Origin of the sequence: Pseudomonas sp. PvP001 (assembly GCF_040546375.1) — a bacterium.
GTDB classification, from domain to species: Bacteria; Pseudomonadota; Gammaproteobacteria; order Pseudomonadales; family Pseudomonadaceae; genus Aquipseudomonas; species Aquipseudomonas coleopterorum.
In genome coordinates this window covers 549,754-570,676 of record NZ_JBEPNQ010000001.1, presented here as the reverse complement: position 1 = coordinate 570,676, position 20,923 = coordinate 549,754, and the positions used below count along the sequence as shown (strand labels likewise).

Here is a 20,923-nt window from a genome sequence, read left to right as displayed (position 1 = left end):
CCCTCGCCTGCACCCCATCCATCGCCCTGATCAACCATGAGCGAATTGATCGACCAAGCCCAGACGTGGAATTCGGGTGTCGGGCTGTAGCAGCGCACCGGGTGCGATCACCGCATTCGCGCCGATCTTGCAGCCGTCGCCCACCAAGGCACCGAACTTGTTCACGCCCGTGTCGATGATGTCATCGCCATGGCGAATACGGATGTTCGCTCCGTCCAGCTCATTGCGGTAATTGGCGATGATCGCGCCGGCCTCGATGTTCACTTTTTCGCCGATCACCGAGTCGCCGACGAAATTGAAATGGGCCAGCTTGCTGCCGTCCAGCATGAAGGTGCTCTTGAGCTCGCAGCTGGGGCCCACGATGCACTGTCTGCCCAGGTAGACGCCGCCACGCAGGTACGCACCCGCAGCGACGAAGGCTCCTTCACCGATGATGATGGCGCCTTTGAGTACTGCGCCTTCTTCCACCACCGCGCTTTCGTGAATGGCGCAGTTTCCGTGACGCCGATAACCCTCGCCGAGACGATCGAGCAATGTCAGAACCTGGTTTTCGCAATCCTGAGCCAGTTGCCATGGGGTCGATCGTGGCAGGCCCAGCGAGTGCCAGCGAGCGATGAAGGTGTGGATTTCGAACGTGTTCATGGACAACCTGCATGAGTAATGGAAATCGCGTGTTCTGCCCCGGCGCTCACCGAGGCTCAGAAGGCGGCTGCCTGCGCGCCGCACGATCTGTATCGGGAAGCGCACAGCTGTCGCCACGGCAGCGCGCGCTGCCGTCGGGGTGGGGCAGCCATGCCAGGTGCGGGCGCCAGCGGCAGAACAGGCGATAGCCCACGTTCAACAGCGGCCGGGCCCAGCGCCACGACAACGGTGCCGCCCAGATGCCCAGGCCTGCGGCTCGCCAGCTCCAGAGTGTGGCGTCCAGGCCGGTGACCCATGTTCCGTCGGCGAAGCGGGCATGCAGCAGCGACTCCATATGCGCACGGGTAAACCCCAGGGATGGGGCATCGAACGCCGGATCGCTGATGTCGACGAAACGCAGGCGATCGGGTGAGGCGCGAGCGCTCAGGACCTTGATCTCGTGAGCGCACAGGGGGCAGTCACCGTCGAAGTAGAGTGTCAGCGGCCAGTGGGTGTTCTCGTGCATCGATGAGCGTTCCGTGTGGGTATTGGCAAGCGGCGCCTGAAAACAGGGCAATGTTCTTCACGCTACATAGACACCACGTTCAGCCTTTCACGCCATTTTTAACGCAGTTGCTGCCTTGCGGCGAGCTCAACGACACAGCATATCTTTCGGCTTGTTGCAGAATTGGGGATCTCGCAGAATGGAAGGACTGTTGGCGGGTGGATACGGAGGTCACGCAAACCGTGGCAATCGCCGCGTGCGGCAATCGGTATGCCGCTTGCTCATCTGCGCTATCACTACGACGGCGCCGCCGCGTATTCGTCTGGCCCGCGCGACGCTAATAGTCGATGCGGAGCATCCGAACGATGGTCGCGAAGTGACGGCAATCTAACCGATCTGCCTAGTCATGCGACGTACGACCCAAGGCCCTGCCCATGTCTTGATCCCGGGCATGCCGCCAGTCGCGGTCGGCCTTGCTGTCGGTGCCGATGCGGCGCTGGAAATCGCTGGCGACGCTGGCCTGACATTGGCGAAAGCCGTCGTCCCAGCCGGTGGCGTACTGGCGATCCGCGAGGTAGGTGGGGACGTTCTTGCGAAACTCACCCAGCGCCTGCGCCGCGTTGCGGCCACTACTGCAGCCGTCCTCGAAGCCGTTGGCGAACGGCGCGGGGTAGCCTTCGGCCAACAGTCGCTCGCGTGTCGTCTGGCACGCGCTCAGAAGGGCGGCAGCCATTGCCAGAGCCAACAGCAGGCTCGTCTGTTTGAACGGCTGGCGTCTGGCGCTCATTTCAGCGATCTCCGGGGACCATCGTGGCCTGGCTGCGGGTGATCCGGGACGCCGCAGGGCGATAGAGAATCCAGCGGTAACACAGCACGCAGATCATCCAATCGATCAGCAGGGTCCAGATGTTGTGGGAGAGGAAATGGGCGCCCTGCGCCATGCGGCCCAGGGAAAAGATCGCCCCCAATCCCAGCGCCACGGCGAGGGCGATTCGCGCGGTGCGTGGGCGGCGGTCGCGCCAGAAGAAGAACAGCGCGAGCAGCGAGAAGCCGCTCGACGCGTGTCCGCCCGGCCAGCACAAACCGGGTTTTTCGGTCTCGGCGCGTGGGCTGAGCAGGGGCGTGTAGGTTTCCTGACCGCCGAACTCCTTCAAGCTCCACGGACAATGCACGGCGGTGAGCACCTTGAGTGGCATTACCACCGCAGTCGTCAGGGCCATCGACAGCACCACGTAGCCCAAAGGCCGGCGCCATTGCCGCCACTTCGGGCTGCACAGGCTGACGATGAATCCGGCCAGCGCCAGTACGGCGAAGGCGATCACGGCCTGTTTGGCGCGGTCGTGCAGGATGTTTTCCAGCCAGTAACTTTGCCGTCCGATGAAGCCGCTGCCGGGTACGTAGAACAGTTGTGCAAGCGCAAAGTCCAGTGCCGGCGGATACAGCCACAGCATCACTGCCATGAGGGCGAGTGGCACACCCAGGGCGAAACGAAAGTCAAAAGGCCGGGACGCACGGGAAGGTATTTCGATAGCCATGAACGGCTCCGATCGGTGGGTAGACAATCAATGAGGGCGGTAGGCACGAAGTCTCGCAAGCGTTGCTCAGCCAGAGGTGCTGCCTGCAGCGTGCTGTGCTGGCGACGATAGATTTCCGGCCTTCAGTGATGGGTGAAGAAGATGTGAAAAATGCGTTAGGTGCGCAGCGTTCAGCAGGTGACTGCGACTGATGATCAATGCGCCGGTGAAGCACACTTCGGGTTTTTTTCCAGCAAGCTTTTCCTCGCAAATCTTTCACGAAAGTTTGAGTTATTCGAGATTACAGTCCGCGCTGTCGATACCCGGCGCATTGCGCACGGCCCGCCTATCTGCCTGACAGTAGACTCGCATGTTCAAGATAAAACCTGTTCGTCCGGAATTAGTCACACTGGCTGCAAGCCTGTTTCTCTTGATTGCTTTCAACACACCACTTTGGCAACACCTGGCGTCCATAACGGGCGGCGAGGGCGCAGGTACGCAACTGGCCTGGGCGTTTGGGGTGTTGCTGTTGTGCGTCTTCAACTTCGTGTTGACGATGCTGGCCTTTCCCAAACTGTTGAAACCGCTGTTGATGGTGCTGTTTCTGGTCAGCGCCTGTGTGACCTACTTCATGGGGCACTACGGAATCGTGGTTGACGCAGGCATGTTCCGCAACCTGATCGAAACCAACGTCACCGAAGTGGAAGGCCTGCTGTCGCCCCTGCTGTGGGTCTACCTCCTTGGGCTGGGCGTGCTGCCGTGTGTGCTGTTGTGGAAGACACCTATTGCTTACCGCAAACCCCATCGCGAGCTGCTCAACAAAGTGCTCATCGGCACCGGCTGTGCCGGCATCGTTACCGGCGTTGCATTGCTGGACTATCAGGGGCTGTCGTCACTGTTGCGCAATCACCACGAGTTGCGCCTGATGGTGGTGCCCAGCAACTACATCGGCGCCTCGATCGGTTATGCCCGCGAGCAGGTGTCGACCGTCGAGCATCCTTTCTTGCCCTTGGGTGAGGATGCGGTGCGTGCGGTGAACGTGGCCAACCACCCCACCAAATCGCTGACCGTGTTGGTGGTGGGCGAAAGTGCCCGGGCCGATAACTTCGGTATCCTGGGTTATGGGCGCGATACCACACCGCAACTGGCCGCTGAGCAGGGCCTGGTGTCGTTCACCGACGTGCACTCCTGCGGCACCGAAACCGCCGTGTCGGTGCCCTGCATGTTTTCCAACATGGGCCGCAAGCAGTACAAACCAGCCGTCGCGAAAAATCAGGAAGGGTTGCTGGACGTGCTCAAGCGTGCCGGCCTGGACGTGGTGTGGTGGGATAACCAGTCCGGCTGCAAGGGCACCTGCGACCGGGTCACCCAGCTGGATGTCAGCCACGGCAAGGACCCGGCTCTGTGCGCAGACAGCGAGTGCAGGGACGAAATCCTGCTGCAGGGTTTGCAGGCCTTCATCGATCACCTTTCCAACGATACCGTGTTGGTCCTGCACCAGATGGGCAGTCACGGCCCCGAGTATTACAAGCGCTATCCGCAAGCCTTCGAGCACTTCACTCCGGTGTGCAAGAGCAACGCGCTGGACGCCTGCAGCCGGGAAAGTATCGTCAATGCCTACGACAATACCGTGCTGTACACCGATCACGTTTTGGCGCGGCTGATCGATACCCTGCGCAACAACCAGGACCGTGTGGCCACCGCCATGATCTATCTCTCCGATCACGGCGAGTCTCTCGGCGAGTACAACGTGTTCCTGCACGGCACGCCCTACATGTTGGCACCTGACCAGCAGAAACACGTCCCGCTGCTGGTATGGTTTTCCGACAGTTACCAACGTGCGCTTACCGTCGACACTCATTGTTTGCAGCGCACACGCAACGATCCGCTGAGTCAGGACAATCTCTTTCACTCGATGCTAGGCTTGTTGAATGTCCAGACGCGGGTCTACAACAGTGCGCTGGACATGTTTGCCGGCTGCAGAGGGGTGAGCGGCAATGCGCTGGTGGCCACGAAACAAATGCCGGTCCAGCGTTGAGTGGGTAGTTGTGTTGCGTACTCGTGCCTTACATAAAAAGAGAGTCTCATGCGCATACTGGTCATCGAAGATCATGCCGATATCCTCGCCAACGTCTCGGAATACTTCGTGCTCAAGGGGTGTGAAGTGACCGGCGCACTGGATGGCGTGACCGGGCTTCACCTGGCGATGACCGGCAATTATGACGCCATCATTCTCGATGTGATGCTGCCCGGCATGGACGGCAACCAGGTCTGTCACAAGCTGCGTTCGGTCTCCCGGCGGCACACGCCCATTCTGATGCTGACTGCCCGTGACGAGCTGGAAGACCGGCTGACGGGATTTCGCGTCGGCGCCGACGACTACATCGTCAAGCCGTTCGCCTTGTCCGAGCTGTTTGCCCGCGTCGAGACGGTGAGCCGGCGCTCGGCCGGGATGAGGAAAAACGTGCTGGAGGTCCATGACCTGAGCTTCGATCTGGATTCACTGGAGGTAAAGCGGGCGGGCAGGTTGCTCAAGCTCAACCCCACCACCCTCGTGCTGCTGGAGCTGTTGATGCGCAAGAGCCCCGCCATCGTGAAGCGCCGCGAGTTGGAACTGGCGCTGTGGGGTGAGGAAACGCCCGATTCGGACAGCCTGCGAACCGGCATCTACATGCTGCGCCGAACCATCGACAAATCGTTCGAGGTGCCGTTGCTGCATACCGTGCATAGCATGGGTTACAGGCTGCAGGCACCGTCGGACGTGGGCTTGGTAACCGCCCGGCCCTGAGCCTGGGCATGGTCACGGGGCGATAAAGCGCCTCAGGCCAGCTGCAGTGTCTGCACGACCTGTGCGACTCGCTGGGTCGATGGCCCGTCGAGCCCCTTGAGCGGCAGCGGCAGGCAGTTCGTTGCGGCATGGCCGAGGATTTCGGCGGCCGTGGCAATGACCCTCAGACTGCCGTACTCGCGAAACAGGGCCCACAACGGTTCGAGCCGGGCAGACTCCTGAAGGCCTCGCTCGGGTTGCCCGGATCGGCTTGCCTCGACCAGTGCCCGTGCGGTTCGCGGAAACAGGCCGCCCATCACGGAGTACCACAACTCACAGCCTGCATTCAGGCCGTTCACTGCGGCCGCATCGCCACTCACGCCGATGCTGACGTGACCGGGGATGACCGCCCGCAGGCTCGCGACCCTGGCTGACGCCTTTGTCGGGTCGGCCGGGACAGCCGGGATCTTGATCGACGCGATGTTGGGCAGGGCGGCGATGCGCCCGTGAAGCTCGTCGGTGAATTGGAAATGCGTGGTACCGGGGTTGTCGTAGACCACCAACGGCAGCGATACCCGGTGGGCGACCGTTTCATAGAGTTCGAACACTTCATCCGCACGAAGCGCCTGATAGCTCACCGGCGGCAGTAGCAGCGCCGACGCGCCGGCAGCCTGGGCATCTTCGGCCAGCAGCAGCACGTCCCGCGTGGCGACCGCGCCGATGCCGACGATCACAGGCACGTCACCTGCCGCGCCAACGGCCAGCTGGGCGGCGAGGCGCCGCTCCTCGCGGTTGAGATAGGCGTAGCTGCCTGTCGATCCCAAGGCGCCGATGGAATCGACCTCGGCCGAGACCAGGTTTTCGATCAGGCCGACGAAGGCGTTTTCGTCTACCTTGCCATCGCGCAGCGGGGTCAATGGGAACGCGCTGAGACCTGTGAACATGCAAGAGCTCCTCGGTATTGAAAATGGCGGCTGGGGATACTTCAAAGCGTGACGGTACTATAAGGTATCCGAACCGATAACCTGCCGCTGCCTTGGAATGGAGTCCTTCAATGTCATTCGATATTCACCTTCTACTGCTGGTGTTCGTGACCTACATCATGGGCGCCGCCAGCCCCGGCCCCAGCAACATGCGGATCATGAGCGTAGCGATGCACCAGGGCAGACGGCCGGCGCTGATGCTGGCAGCGGGTGTCATCAGCGGTTCGTTCTTCTGGGGATCCATGGCCGCGACAGGGGTTTCCGCCGTTATCGTTCAATACGCCGAGGCGCTCATCGTCTTGAAGGTGATAGGGGGCGCCTATCTGCTCTTTCTTGCCAGCAAGGCCTGCCGCTCGGCGCTGACCTCCAACGAACGCTTTGCCAACGAGTTGTCATCGGCGCCCAAGGCATCCGGATGGAAGCTCTATCAGCGTGGCCTGTTGATGCACCTCACCAACCCGAAGGCGATTTTGAGCTGGATCGCGACGATGACCCTCGGTCTGGGGCCAGGGGCGACCACTTCGACGGTCGCCATCATCCTGGCCGGTTGCGCCGTGCTCAGCGTGACCATCTTCGGCGGCTACGCGGTGGTGTTTTCCACAGCGCCGATGGTGCGCGCCTATCAAAAGGCGCGCCGCTGGATCGAGGGCGCCTTGGCGATGGTGTTTGCCGGAGCAGGCTTGAGGCTTCTGTTCGGTAGAGCGTGAGATGGTGGTGGGTGGGGCGTGTCATCCGGCGCTGGCCTGATGCAACGCACACGCCGTGACGCGGTTTGCACCGCTGCTATAGGGGCGTGGTGGCAGCGCTATCCAAGTACCGGCAATCGCACGGTAAACACCGTATGCAGATCGCTGGAGGTGACCTGCAACTGTCCGCCATGGGATTCGGCGATCTGCGAGCAGATGTAGAGACCCAAGCCCAATCCTTCGTTATTCCGGTCGTTGTCGGCGCGGGTAAACGGCTTGAACAGCAGTTCCATCCGGTCGGGATGGATGGGCAGGCCTTCGTTGCAAAACGACAGCACCAGGCTGTCCTGCTCGATGCGTCCATCGATGCTGATCGGTCCGCCGGGTGCGCCGTGGTGTACGGCGTTCGACAGCAGGTTGGAGACCAGCTGGCTGATGCGTCCGAAATCGCACTGGACGGGTTTGGCATCGGTGTAGTGATAGCTGACATCGGCCAGCGGGTGGGCATGGCGGATTTCGGCTATGACCGGGATCAACGCTTCGAACAGGTTGTCGACGCGGTTCAGGTTGATCACGAAGCGGCTGCCCAGGCGGCAGCGGGTGAAGTCCAGCACGTCGTCGATCAACGCCGACATGCGCTTGGCGCTGCTCTGGATCGCGGCTACGAGGGTCTTGGAGCGCTTGTCGCTGACTTGGCCTTCCAGCAGATCGGCACTCATCCGCACGGCGCTGATCGGCGTGCGCAGGTCGTGGCCCAGTACCGCCACGAATTGCTCGCGCAAGCGCCCGGTTTCCTCGGATGCACCCAGTTCCGATTGGCTGTCGTGCAGCCGCGCGTGAAGTTCCAGATGGCTGGCCAGCAGTTGCGCAAACAGTTCGAGGGTGTCGATCACGCTGGCATTTTCGACCGCGACCGGTTCCGGGTCCAGTCCGCAGAGGGTCCCTACGAACACGCCCGCTGAGGTGATGATGGGCACCGAGATATGGCTTTTGAATGTTTCCAGGTCCGGTTGGGTTTCCGGCTCGTAGCGCCCGTCGGCCAAGCCGTGCATGCCTTCACCATAGGCCAGTGACTGGCGACGCTGACGGACTTCGTTGCACAACGTCTGCGCAAGTGGCCGCTGATCGCCCGGCCGTATGTCCAGATGAGCCGAGTCGTCCACTGCGTAGGCGACCCAGCGTGTGGCCGTGACCCTGGCCACCGCCGCAAATCTCAGACCGGTCGCCTCTTTGACCAGGCGCAGAATGACGGGGATGACGGTCATTTCGGCAGGTGGTGGGAGCGAACCCTCGTAATCGGCGTTGGACATGCGCGGACCCATATTCGTTGAAGCGGGCGATTATACATAGGTTGCCCTCCAATGGCTGTACAGGCATACAGCAGCCCCGTACTCGCGCTTGCTTACATTTACCCAGGCCCCTCTAGCTCAAGTGTTTGCGCCGCAGGCCGATGACTCATGGCATCAACCCCTGATCGCAATGGAATTCTGCATGATCATTCGACGCCTGAACCTCGCCCCCCGCGCTATTGCATTCTTCTCGGCCATTGTCGTGGTCGTGATACTCCTTGGTTGCCTTTCCATCGTCCAGATGAACAAGCTCTACGAGGCCGAGCAGGACGTCGAGACGAACTGGATGCTGGGTATCCGTGACGCAGGACAGATGAACAGCGGGCTGCTGAGGTTGCGGCTCGAAAGCTTGCGCGGCGCCACTACCACCGATGCCGCGCTTCGTGAACAGACGATCGCCGCGTTTGCGGGCTATCGTCGTGCTTTTCAGGAAACCATCGCGCACTACGAAAGCACCGTCGGGAGCGACGATGACCGTAAACTCTACGATTCCATACGGTCCGATGCGGTTGCTTACGACCAATTGCTGGGCCAGCTGGAGCCCATGCTGCGTGCGGCCGACACCGCTGCGGCAACTGCTCTGATCAACACGGCCATTCGCCCGCTGACCAACACCCTCGAAGGCAAGGTCAAAGAGCTCATGGCGCTGAACGATCGCGGTGCCACCGACGCCGGCGATGCGGCGCTGGCGACCTTCGAGTCCGGACGCAATTGGGTCATTGCGCTGATCGCCGCAGCAGTGCTGGCGACCATCCTGCTCGCTGCGCTGTTGATCCGCAGCATCACCCAGCCCATCAACGAAGCCGTGCAGATAGCCCAGCGCATCGCGCGCAAGGACCTGACCGAACAGATCGTCGTGGTTGGCCAGGACGAAGCCGCCAGCATGCTCACGGCGCTGGCGCGGATGCAGGCCAACCTGCGGCAGACGATCGCGCACATTTCCGACAGCTCGAGCCAGTTGGCCGCCGCCTCGGAAGAGATGAGCGCGGTGACCGAGGAATCCAGCCGGGGTCTGGTGCGCCAGAACGATGAAGTCAATCAGGCGGCCAGTGCGGTCACCCAGATGAGCTCGGCGGTCGACGAGGTGGCGCGTAACGCGGCCGAAGCCGCCGACGCCTCGGCCACCACCCAATCGCTGGCGAGGGATGGTCTGGGCAAGGTCGAACAGACCCTGACCGCTATCCAGGCGCTGGCGACCAACGTGGGCAGCACCAGCACTCAGGTCAAGCAGCTGTCGGCTCGGGCGCGGGAGATCAACACGGTGGTCGAGGTGATCCGTGCCATTGCCGAACAAACCAACCTGCTGGCATTGAACGCCGCCATCGAAGCGGCCCGCGCCGGTGAGCAGGGCAGAGGCTTTGCCGTGGTCGCGGATGAAGTGCGCGCTCTGGCGCACCGCACGCAGCAATCGACCCAGGAAATCGAGAAGATGATCGGCTCGATGCAGACCGATTCGGTGCAGGCCGTCCAGGCCATGGAGCAGAGCCAGCAGATGGCCAGCGATTCGTCGGCCGTGGCGCAGCATGCCAGTACCTCGCTCAGCCAGATCTCCGAATCGATCAACCTGATCAGCGAACGCAACACCGTGATCGCGACCGCTGCCGAAGAGCAGGCTCAGGTGGCGCGGGAGATCGACCGCAACATCACCAGCATTCGCGATCTGTCGATGCAGAGTGCGGCAGGGGCCACCCAGACGGCGACCGCCAGTGGCGAGGTGTCGCGACTGGCGGTCGGCCTGACGGCATTGGTGGGTGAGTTCGCCATCTGACCTGAGTCAGGCGGCGTGGCACCGCGCTCAGCGGTTGTTGCGCAGGATCGAGAAGTTCAGCGCGGCCGCCACGCACAGCCAGGCCAGATAGGGGAACAGGATCAGCCCGGTGATCAGGTCCAGGCGGATGGCCAGAACCACCATGGCGGCGGTCACCAGCCACAGCAATACGATGATCACCAGACCGGCCAGCAGGCGGTGGGCGCCGAAGAATACCGGTGTCCACAGGGTATTGAGGGCGATCTGCGCGGCCCAGAGCGCCAGGACCGTCTCGCTGCCGGTCAGTTGGGTCAGGCGGTAGCCGGCCCAGGCCAGCAGCAGGTAGATGACCGTCCAGGCTACGGGAAAGGCCCAGTTCGGCGGGGTGAAACGGGGTTTGACCAACGAGGCGTACCACTGGCCGGGTTTGAAGATGATGCCGGTGCTTGCTGCAGCGGCGCAGGCCAGGAGGAAGATGAAGAAAACCATGGTGAGTCCTTGTTCTATAGCGAAAGGTCGCTATCAAGCTGACGCCTGAATCCGGAAAAAGTTTGCGGCCGGTACCGGTGCGTTCACGCCTGCGAACCTTTTACCAACTGGGCGAACGCATCGGCGGCGACGCTGCGATAGCCGTTCTTGCGCCGCAGCAAGGCCGCCGTGCGCCTGGGCAGCACCGGGCTGGTACGAAGCTCGTAGAGGTCGGGCTGCTCGCGCACGATGGCATCGGGCAGGATCGTCACCATGCGCCCCTGCTTGATCACCTTGAGCAATATGGCGATCGAATTCGCTTCCAGGGCAATGTTGGGCGTGAAGCGCTGTTTGCGGCACCAGGCATCCACCGAGATGCGCGTGGCAAAGGCCGGGGCCAGCAGGGCGAAGCGCAGCGTCTGCAGATCGGCCAGGGTCAGCGCCTTGTTCTGCAGGCCGGGGTCCAGCGCCGAGCCTGCCGTGACCAGGCACAGTTTCTCCTCGAACAGCGGTTGCGCATCGATGTCGGCGCCATGCTCGCCGGTAAAGCCGATGGCTACATCCAACAGATCGCGGGCCAGGGCGTCGAGGATCTGTTCCAGCGACATTTCCGTGAGGCTGATCGCCACCCCTGGGTACTGTGCCGAGAAACGGTCGATCAGCGGCGCCACCAGGTATTCGCTGAAAGTCGGCGTGACGCCCAGGCGCAGTTGGCCACGCGACAGGTCGCTGACGTCCATCACCGCGCGCCGACCCGCCTCCAGCTCTCGCAGCGAGCGCCGCGCATGTTCCAGGTACACGCGACCGGCATCGGTGGGGACGATGCTGCGGCCACTGCGGTCGAACAGGGGCACGCCCATGCTCGATTCCAGTTGCTTTATCTGTTGCGACAACGCAGGTTGGGACACGTGCAGCGCCTCGGCGGCGCGGGTGAAATTACCGTGATCGGCAACGGCCAGCAGGTAGCGGATATGACGTAGCAGCACGGCTTCACCATAAGTTGGAATTATGGAAATGATCTGAAATGAGTCTTGGCCATTATGGTGGGTTTTGTTGATTCTGTGCTTCCAAGCGTTACACCTGACCTTGCGTTCCCATCCGGAGAATCGACCATGTCCCAGAGCAACGTTTCCAAGGCACCACGCCAGACCCTGACCGAGCGCGTCCTGCAGGCCAAGACCGTGAACAACCTGACCTGGGCGGGCCTGGCCGAAGGCACCGGGTTGAGCACGGTGTATGTGACCGCCGCGCTGTTGGGCCAGCATCCATTGCCTCAGGCAGTGGCCGAAGTGGTGGCCGAACGGTTGGGGCTGGACGCCGAAGCGGTGGTCGAGTTGCAGACCATACCCCTGCGCGGCAATGCCGAAGACGTGTCGAACGATCCGACGATCTATCGCTTCCACGAGATGGTCCAGGTCTATGGCACGACCCTGAAGGCGCTGGTCCACGAGCAGTTCGGTGATGGCATTATCAGCGCGATCAATTTCAAGCTCGACATCAAGAAGGTCGAAGACCCAGAAGGCGGATCGCGCGCCGTGATCACGCTGGACGGCAAATTCCTGCCTTACAAACCTTTCTAGGAGCATCGACTCTAGGAGCATCGACATGAGCGAAGAGAAACGCCTGCCACTGCCGCCGTTCACCCTTGAAACCGCGATCCAGAAGGTGCGTGGCGCCGAGGATGGCTGGAACTCCCGCGATGCCGCCAAGGTGGCGCTGGCGTATACCCAGGACACCTACTGGCGTAACCGCAGCGAGTTCATCGAAGGGCGCGCCCAGGCCCAGGCGTTTCTCGAACGCAAATGGCGCAAAGAGCTGGACTATCGCCTAATCAAGGAACTGTGGGCCTTTGCCGACAACCGCATCGCCGTGCGTTACGCCTATGAGTGGCACGACGATTCGGGCAACTGGTTTCGTTCCTACGGCAACGAGAACTGGGAGTTTGCCGCCAACGGGCTCATGCAACGGCGCTTCGCCTGCATCAACGACCTGCCCATTGCCGAGTCCGAGCGCAAATACCACTGGCCCCTGGGCCGCCGCCCCGACGATCACCCAGGCTTGAGTGATCTGGGGCTTTGAGGAGGAGATGACGGGCAGCAATCAGGGCAGCGAGCGCTGCCGATGCAGCTTCTTCAAGGCAAATACCAGCAACGCACCAAAGCCCAGGCACACCGCTTCCACGCTCGCCCGTTGCCAGTCGCCGACGCATGCGTAGTGCCACAACGCCTGGCCCGTGGTCCATTGGTTGAGCAGCGGCAGGCACAGACACAGTATCGCGGTCAGGCCCAGCTGCTCGGTCCATGCCCGCAGGCGTGGCCGACACAGCGCGTGCAACAAGGTCGCCGCCCAGATCAGCACAAAGGCGCGTATTTCCCATTGCGCACGGTCCGGTAACTCGAGCGGCAGCAGGCGGTTGGCGTAGAAATAACCACAGCACGCCATCCCGATGCCGACGCTGCATGCCACGTTGAAGGCCTCGACGCAGTGGTAGAAGCGTCGCGTGGCGTCGCCAAATTCGCGCTGGCCCTTGATCCGTCGCTTGATCGAGAACAGCACGGTGCCCGCCACCATCATCGATGTACCCAGCAGGCCGCTGGCGAAGTACACCCAGCGCAGTGCCCAGCTGCCGAAGTCGGCGAAGTGCAGGGAGCGCACCACGCCTTCTATCCGGGAGCCCAGGGACACGCTGGCCGGGTCTGGCCGCCGGACCTGCAGCACGTCACCGCTGGCCGCGTCGAACAGCACGCTGGCCTGGGGCGTGAACAGGTGGTCCGCAGGCTGCCCGAGGTCCGCACGGCCGATGATGCGTACGCTCGCATTGGCGGCGCCTGGTGCATTCACCAGCAGCATCTGCGCCGGTTGCCCGGTGAGCGTACGGGCCTGGTCGAGAAGACTCTCCCAGTCCGGCGCCGTACCAATCGGTTGCATCACGGAGCGGGCTTCGGTCGGTTCGGCGGCGAGCTCGGCGGTGAAGCGTGCATAGGCGCCATCGTCCGAACCGTACACCGCTTGCACGGGCCAGGGCATGTAGGTGCTGGCGAAGATGCACAGCCCGGTGTAGGCGATCATCAGCAGGAACGGCAGCGTCAGCACGGCCGCGGCATTGTGCGCATCGAGCCAGGCACGCGGGCCGGTACCGGGCCGGAAGGTAAAGAAGTCGGCGAAGATACGCCGGTGGATGATTGCGCCGGAGACCAGCGCCACCAGAAAGCCGACGGTCAGTGCGCCGACGATCCAGAATCCCAGCACCGGCAGTTGCAGCATGTAGTGGAACGACATGAAATGCCGGCCCCCTTCGGTCTGGCGCAGCGCCGCCGGCGGTAACGGTGTGCCGGTCGCAGGATCGAGGGCGATCTGCCGGGTGCCGCTGTCGTCCCGCCAGAGCAGGCGCACCGCTTCACCCGGATGCGCCGGCAACTGCACCCGCCACAGCCGTGCGCCCGAGGCATGTGTCGCAAGGTAGCGCTGCGCCTGGGATGCGGCCAGCCCCTCGTTCACCCAAGCGCCAGCGTCGGACGTGGCGATTGGCTGCGCCTCCATCCAGCGCGTGATGGGTTCGCGGAACACGCTCAGCGAGCCGGTGAGGAAAATCACGCACAGCACCCAGCCGCACACCAGGCCACACCAGGTGTGCAGCCAGGCCATCGACCGGCGCAGCGAGCCCTTCACTGCAATGCGTCCTGTACCGATCCGATCAGAAATCGCCTCGCAATGTCAGCATGTAGCTGCGCGGCTCGCCGAACACGTTCGAACGGTCGACCGCCACTGCGGTGGTGTAGTAGCGCTTGTCGAACAGGTTCTCGGCGTTGAGTTGCACCCGCCAGTGATCGTCCAGTTTCCAGGCCACGCGGGCATCCCAGATGGCGTAGCCCTGGCTGCCGAAGTCCAGCCCCGTGGTCGACGATGCCTTGTAGTAGGACTGCGCCGAAACACCGCCGCCCACGGTCAGCCGGTCCCAGGTGCCGGGCGGGTTGTAGCTGGTCTGCAGGCGCAGCATGTGCTTGGGCGTCTCGTAGGCGACTTCGACGTCCTCGGTGTTGTTGCGCAGCAAATTGAAGGTGTAGCCACCGAACACTTGCCAGCCCGGCAGGATCTCGCCGCTGGCCTCCAGGTCGATGCCCTTGCTGCGCTTGATGGTGCCATTGACGTAGCAGGTGCCCTCGGAGTCGTTGCTGGTGCAGTTGGTGTTGGCCAGGTCCACCAGGGCGACGTCGGTCTGCTTGATGTAGAACAACGCCATCGACAGGTTCAGGCGGTTGTCGAACAGGGCGCCTTTGATGCCGGTCTCGTAGTTGTCACCCTCGGAGGGGGAGAGCGGTGTGCCGCGGGTGTCGACGTAGTTGCCCTGAGCGTTGAAGATTTCCGCGTAGCTGGCGTACCACGACCAGTCATCGTTGATGTCGTAGATCAGCCCGGCGTAGGGCGTGACCTTGCGCGTCACCTTGGACTCATAGGGCAGGGCGGCGCCGCGCTTGATGTCGTAGGTGTAGTCGTACCAGCTCGCGCGGCCGCCGAGCACCAGGCTCAATGGCTCGCTGAGGCGCAGCCGGGAGTTGGCGTACAGGCCCGCACGCTCCTCGGTCATGTCGATGTCCGTGGTCCACGCCGGCCGGGCGGGCTTGGCGATGGCGTGGTGATCCACGTCGAAGATGTTCAGCGGCTGGTTGCGCAGGCTGGCCGTGGCCTGCTGGGTATTGGCTTCCTGGCGCGACCAGGTGCCGCCGACGGTGACGTCGTGGGTCAGGCCGAAGGCATCGAAGTTGCCGCTGACATGGCTGTCCAGGCCGGTGCTGGTCACTTCGTCCTGGCGGAACAGCGCCGCCTGGAACACCGAGCCGGTATTGGTCACCGGGCTGATGGTCCGGCGCGCGTAGGCGATCTGCTGATCGAAGCTGCCTTGGGACACGGTCACCGAAGTGGTGCTCGACCAGCGCTCGTTGAAGCGATGTTCGATTTCGGCGAACGCTTCGCTCATCTCGCTTTGGTGCCGGTTCCAGTCCTGCACCAGGGAGGTGGAGCGGGATATGTCCAGCGCGTTGCCGTTGCTGTAGCGCGGCAGGCCGTAGATCGAATAGCCGTTGATGACGTTCTGCTGGTGGCGCAGGCTCAGGCTCACCGTGGTGTCAGGATCGAGATCGGCCTCGACGATGCCGTACACCAGCGGCGTGCGCGTGTTGCGCTCGTCCAGGTAGGAGCCGTTGTCTTCGTAGGCGGTGACCAGCCGTCCGCGTACGTTGCCGGCATCGTTGAGCTTGCCGCTGGCGTCCAGGTCCATGCGGTAACGGTCCCAGGATCCGGCACTGGCTTGCACCGTCAGCCGAGGTTCGGCGGTCGGGCGTTTGCGCACCAGATTCACCGCACCACCCGGCTCGCCGGCACCCACCAACAGACCGCTCGCGCCGCGCAGGACCTCGACGCGATCGTAGATGGCGGTGTCGGGCTTCATCCAGCCGGTGATCTGGTAACCCTGACCGGGAACGCCATCGACCAGAAAGCTTTCCGCCAGCAGCGAGAACCCGCGCGAGGTGTACACGTGGCCGCCGAAGTTGCGGTACTGGAAGGTGATGCCTGGGGTTTGTTCGAGCACCTTGTCCAGGCTGGTGAGTTTCTTGTCGTCCATCAACTGACGGGTCACCACGCTGACGGTCTGCGGGGTTTCCTTGAGGCTCAGATTGAGCTTGGCGGCGGTACTGCTGCTGCCGGTGGTGTAGGAGCCGGTGCCATCGGTGGTGCTGCCCAGGTCGTTCATGGCATTGACGGTGGTGGCGCCCAAGGCCATGGCCTGGTCATCGCGGGCGGGCAGTTTCTGCAGCACCAGGGTGCGCTCGTCCAGCAGTTGCCAGGTGAAGCCGCTGCCGCGCAACAGGATTTCCATGGCCTGGCTGAGGGTGTACCGGCCCTTCAAGGCAGGAGCACGCAGGTTGGCCACGTCCGCCGAGTTGAAGATCAACCGCACGTTGGCCTGGTCCGCCAACCGGGTCAATGCCTGGTCCAGCGACTGCTCGACCGATTGCAGGTCCAGCGCCGTGCTGGCTTCGGCCGCTTGTGCCGAAAGTGAAAGCATCGGCAAGCCGGTCGTCATGGCCAGCATCAGCGCCAGGGTCAGGGTGCGACCGGCGGCGGGAGCGAAGTGCGGAAAACGTGCCTGCATCTGAAACGTCCGTTATCGAATGAAGATGAAATGCCCGAGAATCAGGGGTCTCTCTCCAACGACGAACGAGCAGGGCAAACCTTGCCGTCCAGATTGAAATTATTTTCATTATCATCCGCCATTCTGATGATAAGAGTTCTCAATTGGGATAGGATGCGGCCCTCAACCGCCGGGGCCGTGCGAATGTCCGTGTCACCCAATTCCAACCCTTTGCTGATGGTCTTTCAGGAGCACTATGCCGACCTGCTGGCCTTTCTGGCTCGGCGCCTGGGGAATGTGGAGAAGGCGGCCGACGTGGCCCAGGACACCTACGTACGCCTGGCCGGGTTGGCAGACACGGCGCAGATTCTCGAACCTCGCGCGTTCGTGTTCCGCGTGGCGGGCAATCTGGCCATCGACCGCCTGCGCCAGGAGCGGCGCTATTGCGCGCTGCAGGTCGAGGAGCCGGACGAAGAGCCCTGCGATCCCATCGCCTCGCCGGAGCGCACCTTCCTGGCTGCCGAGGCCATCGAGCAACTCGACCATGCCCTGCAGCATTTGCCCAGCAACGCCCGCCTGGCGTTGCTGCTCAGCCGTCTGGAAGGCCTGACCCACGCCCAGATCGCCCTGCGCCTCGGGGTCTCGGAAAGCTCGGTGGGCAAGTACCTGGTGCTCGCCATGCGTCATTGCCGCGATTGGCTTCGTCAGTCGGAGTGCCTCTAGAATGCACGCAACCGATTTCCTTCCGGCGGCGCCTGTGAGCCCCTCACCATGACCGAACCTGTGAACCGCGCCCCTTGCGCCACTGATCTGGAAGACCAGGCCATCGAGCAGTGGGTGCACCTGACGTCCGGCCAGGCCAGTGATGCCGATCGCCACGCTTTCGCCCGTTGGCGTGGGCAGAGTGCGGACCATGAAGCCGCAGCACGGCTGGCCGAAACGATGTGGCAGGCACTGCCACAGACCCACACAGCGCAAACCTTCGTCGCTCCACCCAGGCGCGAGCGACGGCCGCTGCGCTGGGCGGCATTGGCCGCCGGGCTGGGCGCGCTGGCGTTGACCGGCTTGAGCGAGCCGGCCAAGGTCTATTTCGCCGACTACGCCACGGCGGTCGGTGAACGCCGGGCGTTGACCCTGGAAGACGGCAGCCAGGTCTGGTTGAACAGCGGCTCGGCCTTGTCGGTGAATTACTCGGCAGCGCGGCGCGAGATCAGCCTGCTCAAGGGTGAGGCGTTGTTCGAAGTCAGCAAGGATGCCATGCGGCCGTTCGTGGTTCAGTCCTTAGGCGGCAGCGTGCAGGCGGTGGGCACTCGTTTCGATGTCGACCGCCAGGGTGAACAGGTGCGTGTAGGGGTAACGGAAGGAGAAGTGAGGGTCTCGTCCGGTGGCGCCGTAGTGCCGTTGAAGGCCGCTCAGCGCCTGGCCTACACCGCTGGCGCGACACCGTCGGCGACAGGCGTTCTGGACCTGGGTACGGCGTCGGCGTGGCAGCGCGGCAAGCTGATCTTCAATCGGCAGCCGCTGGCCGAGGTATTCGCTGACATCGAACGTTACCTGCCCGGCTCGCTGGTCATCGCCGGTCGCTTGCCCAGCACAGCGGTGAGCGGTGTGTTCAACCTCGACGATGTTCCCGGCATGCTCGATGTGCTTGCCCGGACTCAACCGGTACGGATCTATCGAATGCCTTGGCTGACCGTGGTGGTGGTGAATCAGACGCGCGCGTGAAAGGCGTCGAGAACGGGATAGCCGGGGGAGGAGAGGCAGGGGAATACAGAGGGAACGCTAGGGCGCGGGGCCCTAGCAGACAGCGAATGTCACTTTTTCTTCTTCGCAGGCTTTTCAGCTTTTTCCACTTTGTCGGACTTCTTGGCTTTCTCAGCCTTTTCCGGCTTGCTGTCAGCTTTCTTTGCGGTTTTCTTCGGCTCGGCGTCTTTCTTCTTGTCTTTTTTCTCCTTGTCGGAGGACTTCGAAAGCGCTGAGGCTGCGGCAGATTTCTTTTCCGGTGACGACTTTTTGTCCTTCAATTCCTTGCTGGCTTTCGAAGCGTCACTTTTGGTTTTCTTTTCGTCTTTAGCCACGTTGACCACCTCTCGGAGAGTGCCGATATTGACACAATGCCTGTGGGAATATTCACAGGCTGATCATTAGGTGAATGGGCGGAAAGTCAGTTCAAAATTTTTTTGCAATCTGCGCAGGTGCGCTGACAATCCTGCCGGGATCGTCAGCGCACGCGGGCTCAACAGGGCTGGGCCACCACGTTGTTGCTGACCTTGCGGCCCAACACCAGCACCGTCGCAAAACCTGCGCCGACCAAGGCTGTGGCCAGGCTCAGCAGCACCGAGCTGCCCAGCTGGTCGACGATCTGCCCGCCGAAGAACGAACCCAGCGCGATGATTACCTGAAACAGCGCGACGAACAGCGGCATGCCGCGCTCGACGTCCTTGGGCGCGACCACGAACATCCAGATACTGGAGCAGGCCGGGAACGCGCCGAAGGCAAAACCCCACAGAGCGATCAGCATCGCGGCGCCGACAAGGCCGGTGGCGAAATGCGGGAACAGGGCCGTGCTGGTGCCGATCATCAGCGCCACCAGCAGCAAGGTGTAGCGCACGTTGCGGTTGGCGGCGAAGCCGGCGAACACGTTGCCCAGCACCCCGGCCATCCCGTAGAGCAGCAACAGCGAGCCAATGGTCGGCCCGTCGAAACCGGCACTTTGCTTGAAGAACGGCGCGACATAGGTGTACGCGGCAAAATGCGCCAGACCGATCAGCAGCACGGCGATCAAACCCACCCGCGCCTGGGGATTGGTGAACAGGGCCGGCAGGTCGCTGACCCGAATGGCGCGGTCCGGGTGCAGCGGCGGCAGCAAAAAGATCTGCGCCAGCAGCACCGGCACACCCACCAGCGCAGTGACCAGGAAAGTCATGCGCCAGCCCATCAAGCCGCTGAGCCAGGTGCCCACGGGCACGCCCAGTACCGTGGCCAGGGTCACGCCCATCATGATGATCGACGTGGCCTTGGCCACGCCGACACCCCTGGGTGCCAGGCGACCGCTCAACGCAATGGCGGTCGCCCAGAAGCCACCAATGCTGACTCCCAGCAATACCCGGCCGAACAACAGCACGTTGAAATCATTGGCGAAGGAGACGATGCAGTTGGCGATGATCATGATCAGCGTCAGGCCGGTCAGCAGGTAGCGACGGTCCATGGCGCCGATGCCCACCGACAGCAACGGCGCGGCCAGGGCGGCCATGATGCCGGGCAGGGTGACCATCAGGCCAGCCTGCCCGGCACTGATGCCCAGATCGCTGGCGACATCGTTGAGTACGCCCACGGGCAGGAATTCGCTGGTCACCAAGGCGAAGGCGCCAACGGCTACCGAAAGAATGGCCAGCCACTGCTGCTTGACGCTCTGCGAATTGGGTTCGGAAAGGCCTGGGGCGGCCTGATGGGGACTTGGCATGGGAATGGATTCCAAGGAGACAGTCGCCTGCGAGCAAGCGGAGGTAACGGGGGGATTGGCGGCGAGTATAAGGCAGGGTGGCGACCATCACCGAGGCGCGAGCCTTGATAGTCATCATCAGCACGATCGATTCAGCGGGGCAGGCAGCGAGCTCTTTGGTCGCGAAGAGGCCTGCCTACACGCGTTCATTTATCCAGCCGCACGATCCGTCCGAAGATCCAGCACATCATTCTCCCCACGAACCGAGCGCCTGGCCCCAGCCCAGTCAGTCCCGTCCATTACGCTCCAAAGATCGGTCACGCTTGCCCTGACGATACTGCCAGTGGCTGTGCGCAATATGCCCTGCGGTACTTACCACGATCAGCGCGACGATGATGTACAACGCGATCAATCCAGTGCTTTCGTGGGAAAACATAATGGTCAACTCCTGTCAGTTCATGATGTTTGCCCCTGGAGTCTAGGGCGGAAAAGCGGGGGCAAGGATGAACATATCTTCACTGCAGCACGGGAGGGGTCGCTCGGCCCAACGCCCGCTGGGGTTGGGGCTGAATCCATTCATCTTTCTGTTCAACGTCCGAGACGCCAGCCTCCGGTTTGCTGGCCACTGGAATTCCTGCCAAGCCGTACACGGCCTGACGAATCGACAGCGACCGATCCATGAACGACCTGAAATCACGAGAATCCTGAAGT

21 protein-coding genes and 1 pseudogene are annotated in these 20,923 nt (G+C 62.6%); 9 read left to right on the top strand and 13 right to left on the bottom strand.

Annotated features, from left to right (window positions below):
- Positions 1-30: 30 nt before the first annotated feature.
- The 4 genes from ABMD26_RS02495 to ABMD26_RS02480 all read right to left on the bottom strand — a co-directional run bounded on the left by ABMD26_RS02495 (position 31) and on the right by ABMD26_RS02480 (position 2,661).
- Positions 31-642, bottom strand: a complete 612-nt coding sequence (locus tag ABMD26_RS02495) for an LbetaH domain-containing protein (RefSeq protein WP_354307492.1) — start codon at positions 640-642, stop codon at positions 31-33.
- Between the two features lie 46 nt (positions 643-688).
- Positions 689-1,147: a thiol-disulfide oxidoreductase DCC family protein gene (locus ABMD26_RS02490; RefSeq protein WP_354307490.1), complete on the bottom strand. Its 459-nt coding sequence runs from the start codon at positions 1,145-1,147 to the stop codon at positions 689-691.
- A 379-nt stretch (positions 1,148-1,526) separates the two neighbouring features.
- Positions 1,527-1,859, bottom strand: coding sequence for a hypothetical protein (locus ABMD26_RS02485; RefSeq protein WP_134721633.1), 333 nt, complete (start codon positions 1,857-1,859; stop codon positions 1,527-1,529).
- A 55-nt stretch (positions 1,860-1,914) separates the two neighbouring features.
- Positions 1,915-2,661, bottom strand: coding sequence for a phosphatase PAP2 family protein (locus ABMD26_RS02480; protein WP_354307488.1), 747 nt, complete (start codon positions 2,659-2,661; stop codon positions 1,915-1,917).
- Between the two features lie 349 nt (positions 2,662-3,010).
- Here ABMD26_RS02480 and ABMD26_RS02475 point away from each other — a divergent pair, with 349 nt between their 5' ends.
- Together ABMD26_RS02475 and ABMD26_RS02470 are read left to right on the top strand one after the other, a co-directional pair.
- Positions 3,011-4,678 (top strand): phosphoethanolamine transferase, encoded by a 1,668-nt coding sequence (locus tag ABMD26_RS02475; RefSeq protein ID WP_354307486.1) that lies wholly within the window; start codon positions 3,011-3,013, stop codon positions 4,676-4,678.
- 48 nt (positions 4,679-4,726) lie between these two features.
- Complete coding sequence (locus ABMD26_RS02470) at positions 4,727-5,428, top strand: response regulator transcription factor (protein ID WP_049859251.1); 702 nt, start codon at positions 4,727-4,729, stop codon at positions 5,426-5,428.
- A 32-nt stretch (positions 5,429-5,460) separates the two neighbouring features.
- Here the strand turns inward: ABMD26_RS02470 and ABMD26_RS02465 are convergent, their stop codons facing one another.
- Entirely contained in the window at positions 5,461-6,351 is an 891-nt protein-coding gene (locus tag ABMD26_RS02465; RefSeq protein WP_354307483.1) for a dihydrodipicolinate synthase family protein, read from the bottom strand.
- Positions 6,352-6,461: 110 nt separating this feature from the next.
- Between ABMD26_RS02465 and ABMD26_RS02460 the strand changes: the two genes are divergently transcribed.
- Positions 6,462-7,097, top strand: a complete 636-nt coding sequence (locus ABMD26_RS02460) for a LysE family translocator (protein ID WP_192065989.1) — start codon at positions 6,462-6,464, stop codon at positions 7,095-7,097.
- Positions 7,098-7,195: 98 nt separating this feature from the next.
- On the opposite strand, the gene ABMD26_RS02455 is transcribed toward ABMD26_RS02460, so the two are convergent.
- Positions 7,196-8,386 (bottom strand): sensor histidine kinase, encoded by a 1,191-nt coding sequence (locus ABMD26_RS02455; RefSeq protein WP_354307481.1) that lies wholly within the window; start codon positions 8,384-8,386, stop codon positions 7,196-7,198.
- Positions 8,387-8,555: 169 nt separating this feature from the next.
- Between ABMD26_RS02455 and ABMD26_RS22075 the strand changes: the two are divergent.
- Positions 8,556-9,338: pseudogene (locus ABMD26_RS22075) on the top strand (MCP four helix bundle domain-containing protein); the annotation flags it as partial.
- A complete protein-coding gene (locus ABMD26_RS22070) occupies positions 9,330-10,193 on the top strand; it encodes a methyl-accepting chemotaxis protein (RefSeq protein ID WP_375143220.1) in 864 nt (287 codons plus the stop codon). The pseudogene ABMD26_RS22075 and the gene ABMD26_RS22070, both read left to right, overlap by 9 nt.
- Before the next feature lie 27 nt (positions 10,194-10,220).
- Here the strand turns inward: ABMD26_RS22070 and tspO are convergent, their stop codons facing one another.
- Both tspO and cynR read right to left on the bottom strand, forming a co-directional pair.
- Positions 10,221-10,661: a tryptophan-rich sensory protein TspO gene (tspO, locus tag ABMD26_RS02445; protein ID WP_056842973.1), complete on the bottom strand. Its 441-nt coding sequence runs from the start codon at positions 10,659-10,661 to the stop codon at positions 10,221-10,223.
- A gap of 83 nt (positions 10,662-10,744) precedes the next feature.
- Positions 10,745-11,626, bottom strand: coding sequence for a transcriptional regulator CynR (gene cynR, locus ABMD26_RS02440; RefSeq protein ID WP_354307477.1), 882 nt, complete (start codon positions 11,624-11,626; stop codon positions 10,745-10,747).
- Between the two features lie 126 nt (positions 11,627-11,752).
- On the opposite strand from cynR, the gene cynS reads away from it, so the two are divergent.
- Positions 11,753-12,220: a cyanase gene (cynS, locus tag ABMD26_RS02435; protein WP_134721075.1), complete on the top strand. Its 468-nt coding sequence runs from the start codon at positions 11,753-11,755 to the stop codon at positions 12,218-12,220.
- A gap of 25 nt (positions 12,221-12,245) precedes the next feature.
- Entirely contained in the window at positions 12,246-12,719 is a 474-nt protein-coding gene (locus ABMD26_RS02430; RefSeq protein WP_049859259.1) for a nuclear transport factor 2 family protein, read from the top strand.
- Between the two features lie 21 nt (positions 12,720-12,740).
- Here ABMD26_RS02430 and ABMD26_RS02425 read toward each other — a convergent pair whose 3' ends face one another.
- Complete coding sequence (locus tag ABMD26_RS02425; protein WP_354307475.1) at positions 12,741-14,309, bottom strand: PepSY-associated TM helix domain-containing protein; 1,569 nt, start codon at positions 14,307-14,309, stop codon at positions 12,741-12,743.
- 25 nt (positions 14,310-14,334) lie between these two features.
- Entirely contained in the window at positions 14,335-16,791 is a 2,457-nt protein-coding gene (locus tag ABMD26_RS02420) for a TonB-dependent siderophore receptor (RefSeq protein ID WP_354307473.1), read from the bottom strand.
- A gap of 183 nt (positions 16,792-16,974) precedes the next feature.
- On the opposite strand from ABMD26_RS02420, the gene ABMD26_RS02415 reads away from it, so the two are divergent.
- Both ABMD26_RS02415 and ABMD26_RS02410 read left to right on the top strand, forming a co-directional pair.
- The gene (locus tag ABMD26_RS02415; protein WP_049859273.1) at positions 16,975-17,493 is read left to right on the top strand and encodes a sigma-70 family RNA polymerase sigma factor; all 519 of its coding nucleotides are present in this window, start codon (positions 16,975-16,977) and stop codon (positions 17,491-17,493) included.
- Positions 17,494-17,541: 48 nt separating this feature from the next.
- Positions 17,542-18,495: a FecR family protein gene (locus ABMD26_RS02410; RefSeq protein ID WP_122741961.1), complete on the top strand. Its 954-nt coding sequence runs from the start codon at positions 17,542-17,544 to the stop codon at positions 18,493-18,495.
- Between the two features lie 89 nt (positions 18,496-18,584).
- On the opposite strand, the gene ABMD26_RS02405 is transcribed toward ABMD26_RS02410, so the two are convergent.
- The 3 genes from ABMD26_RS02405 to ABMD26_RS02395 all read right to left on the bottom strand — a co-directional run bounded on the left by ABMD26_RS02405 (position 18,585) and on the right by ABMD26_RS02395 (position 20,648).
- The gene (locus ABMD26_RS02405; protein ID WP_049859274.1) at positions 18,585-18,857 is read right to left on the bottom strand and encodes a hypothetical protein; all 273 of its coding nucleotides are present in this window, start codon (positions 18,855-18,857) and stop codon (positions 18,585-18,587) included.
- A 149-nt stretch (positions 18,858-19,006) separates the two neighbouring features.
- Positions 19,007-20,233, bottom strand: a complete 1,227-nt coding sequence (locus ABMD26_RS02400; RefSeq protein ID WP_134721047.1) for an MFS transporter — start codon at positions 20,231-20,233, stop codon at positions 19,007-19,009.
- A gap of 265 nt (positions 20,234-20,498) precedes the next feature.
- On the bottom strand, positions 20,499-20,648 hold the full coding sequence (locus ABMD26_RS02395) for a hypothetical protein (protein WP_167649255.1): 150 nt from the start codon (positions 20,646-20,648) through the stop codon (positions 20,499-20,501).
- Positions 20,649-20,923 lie beyond the last annotated feature (275 nt).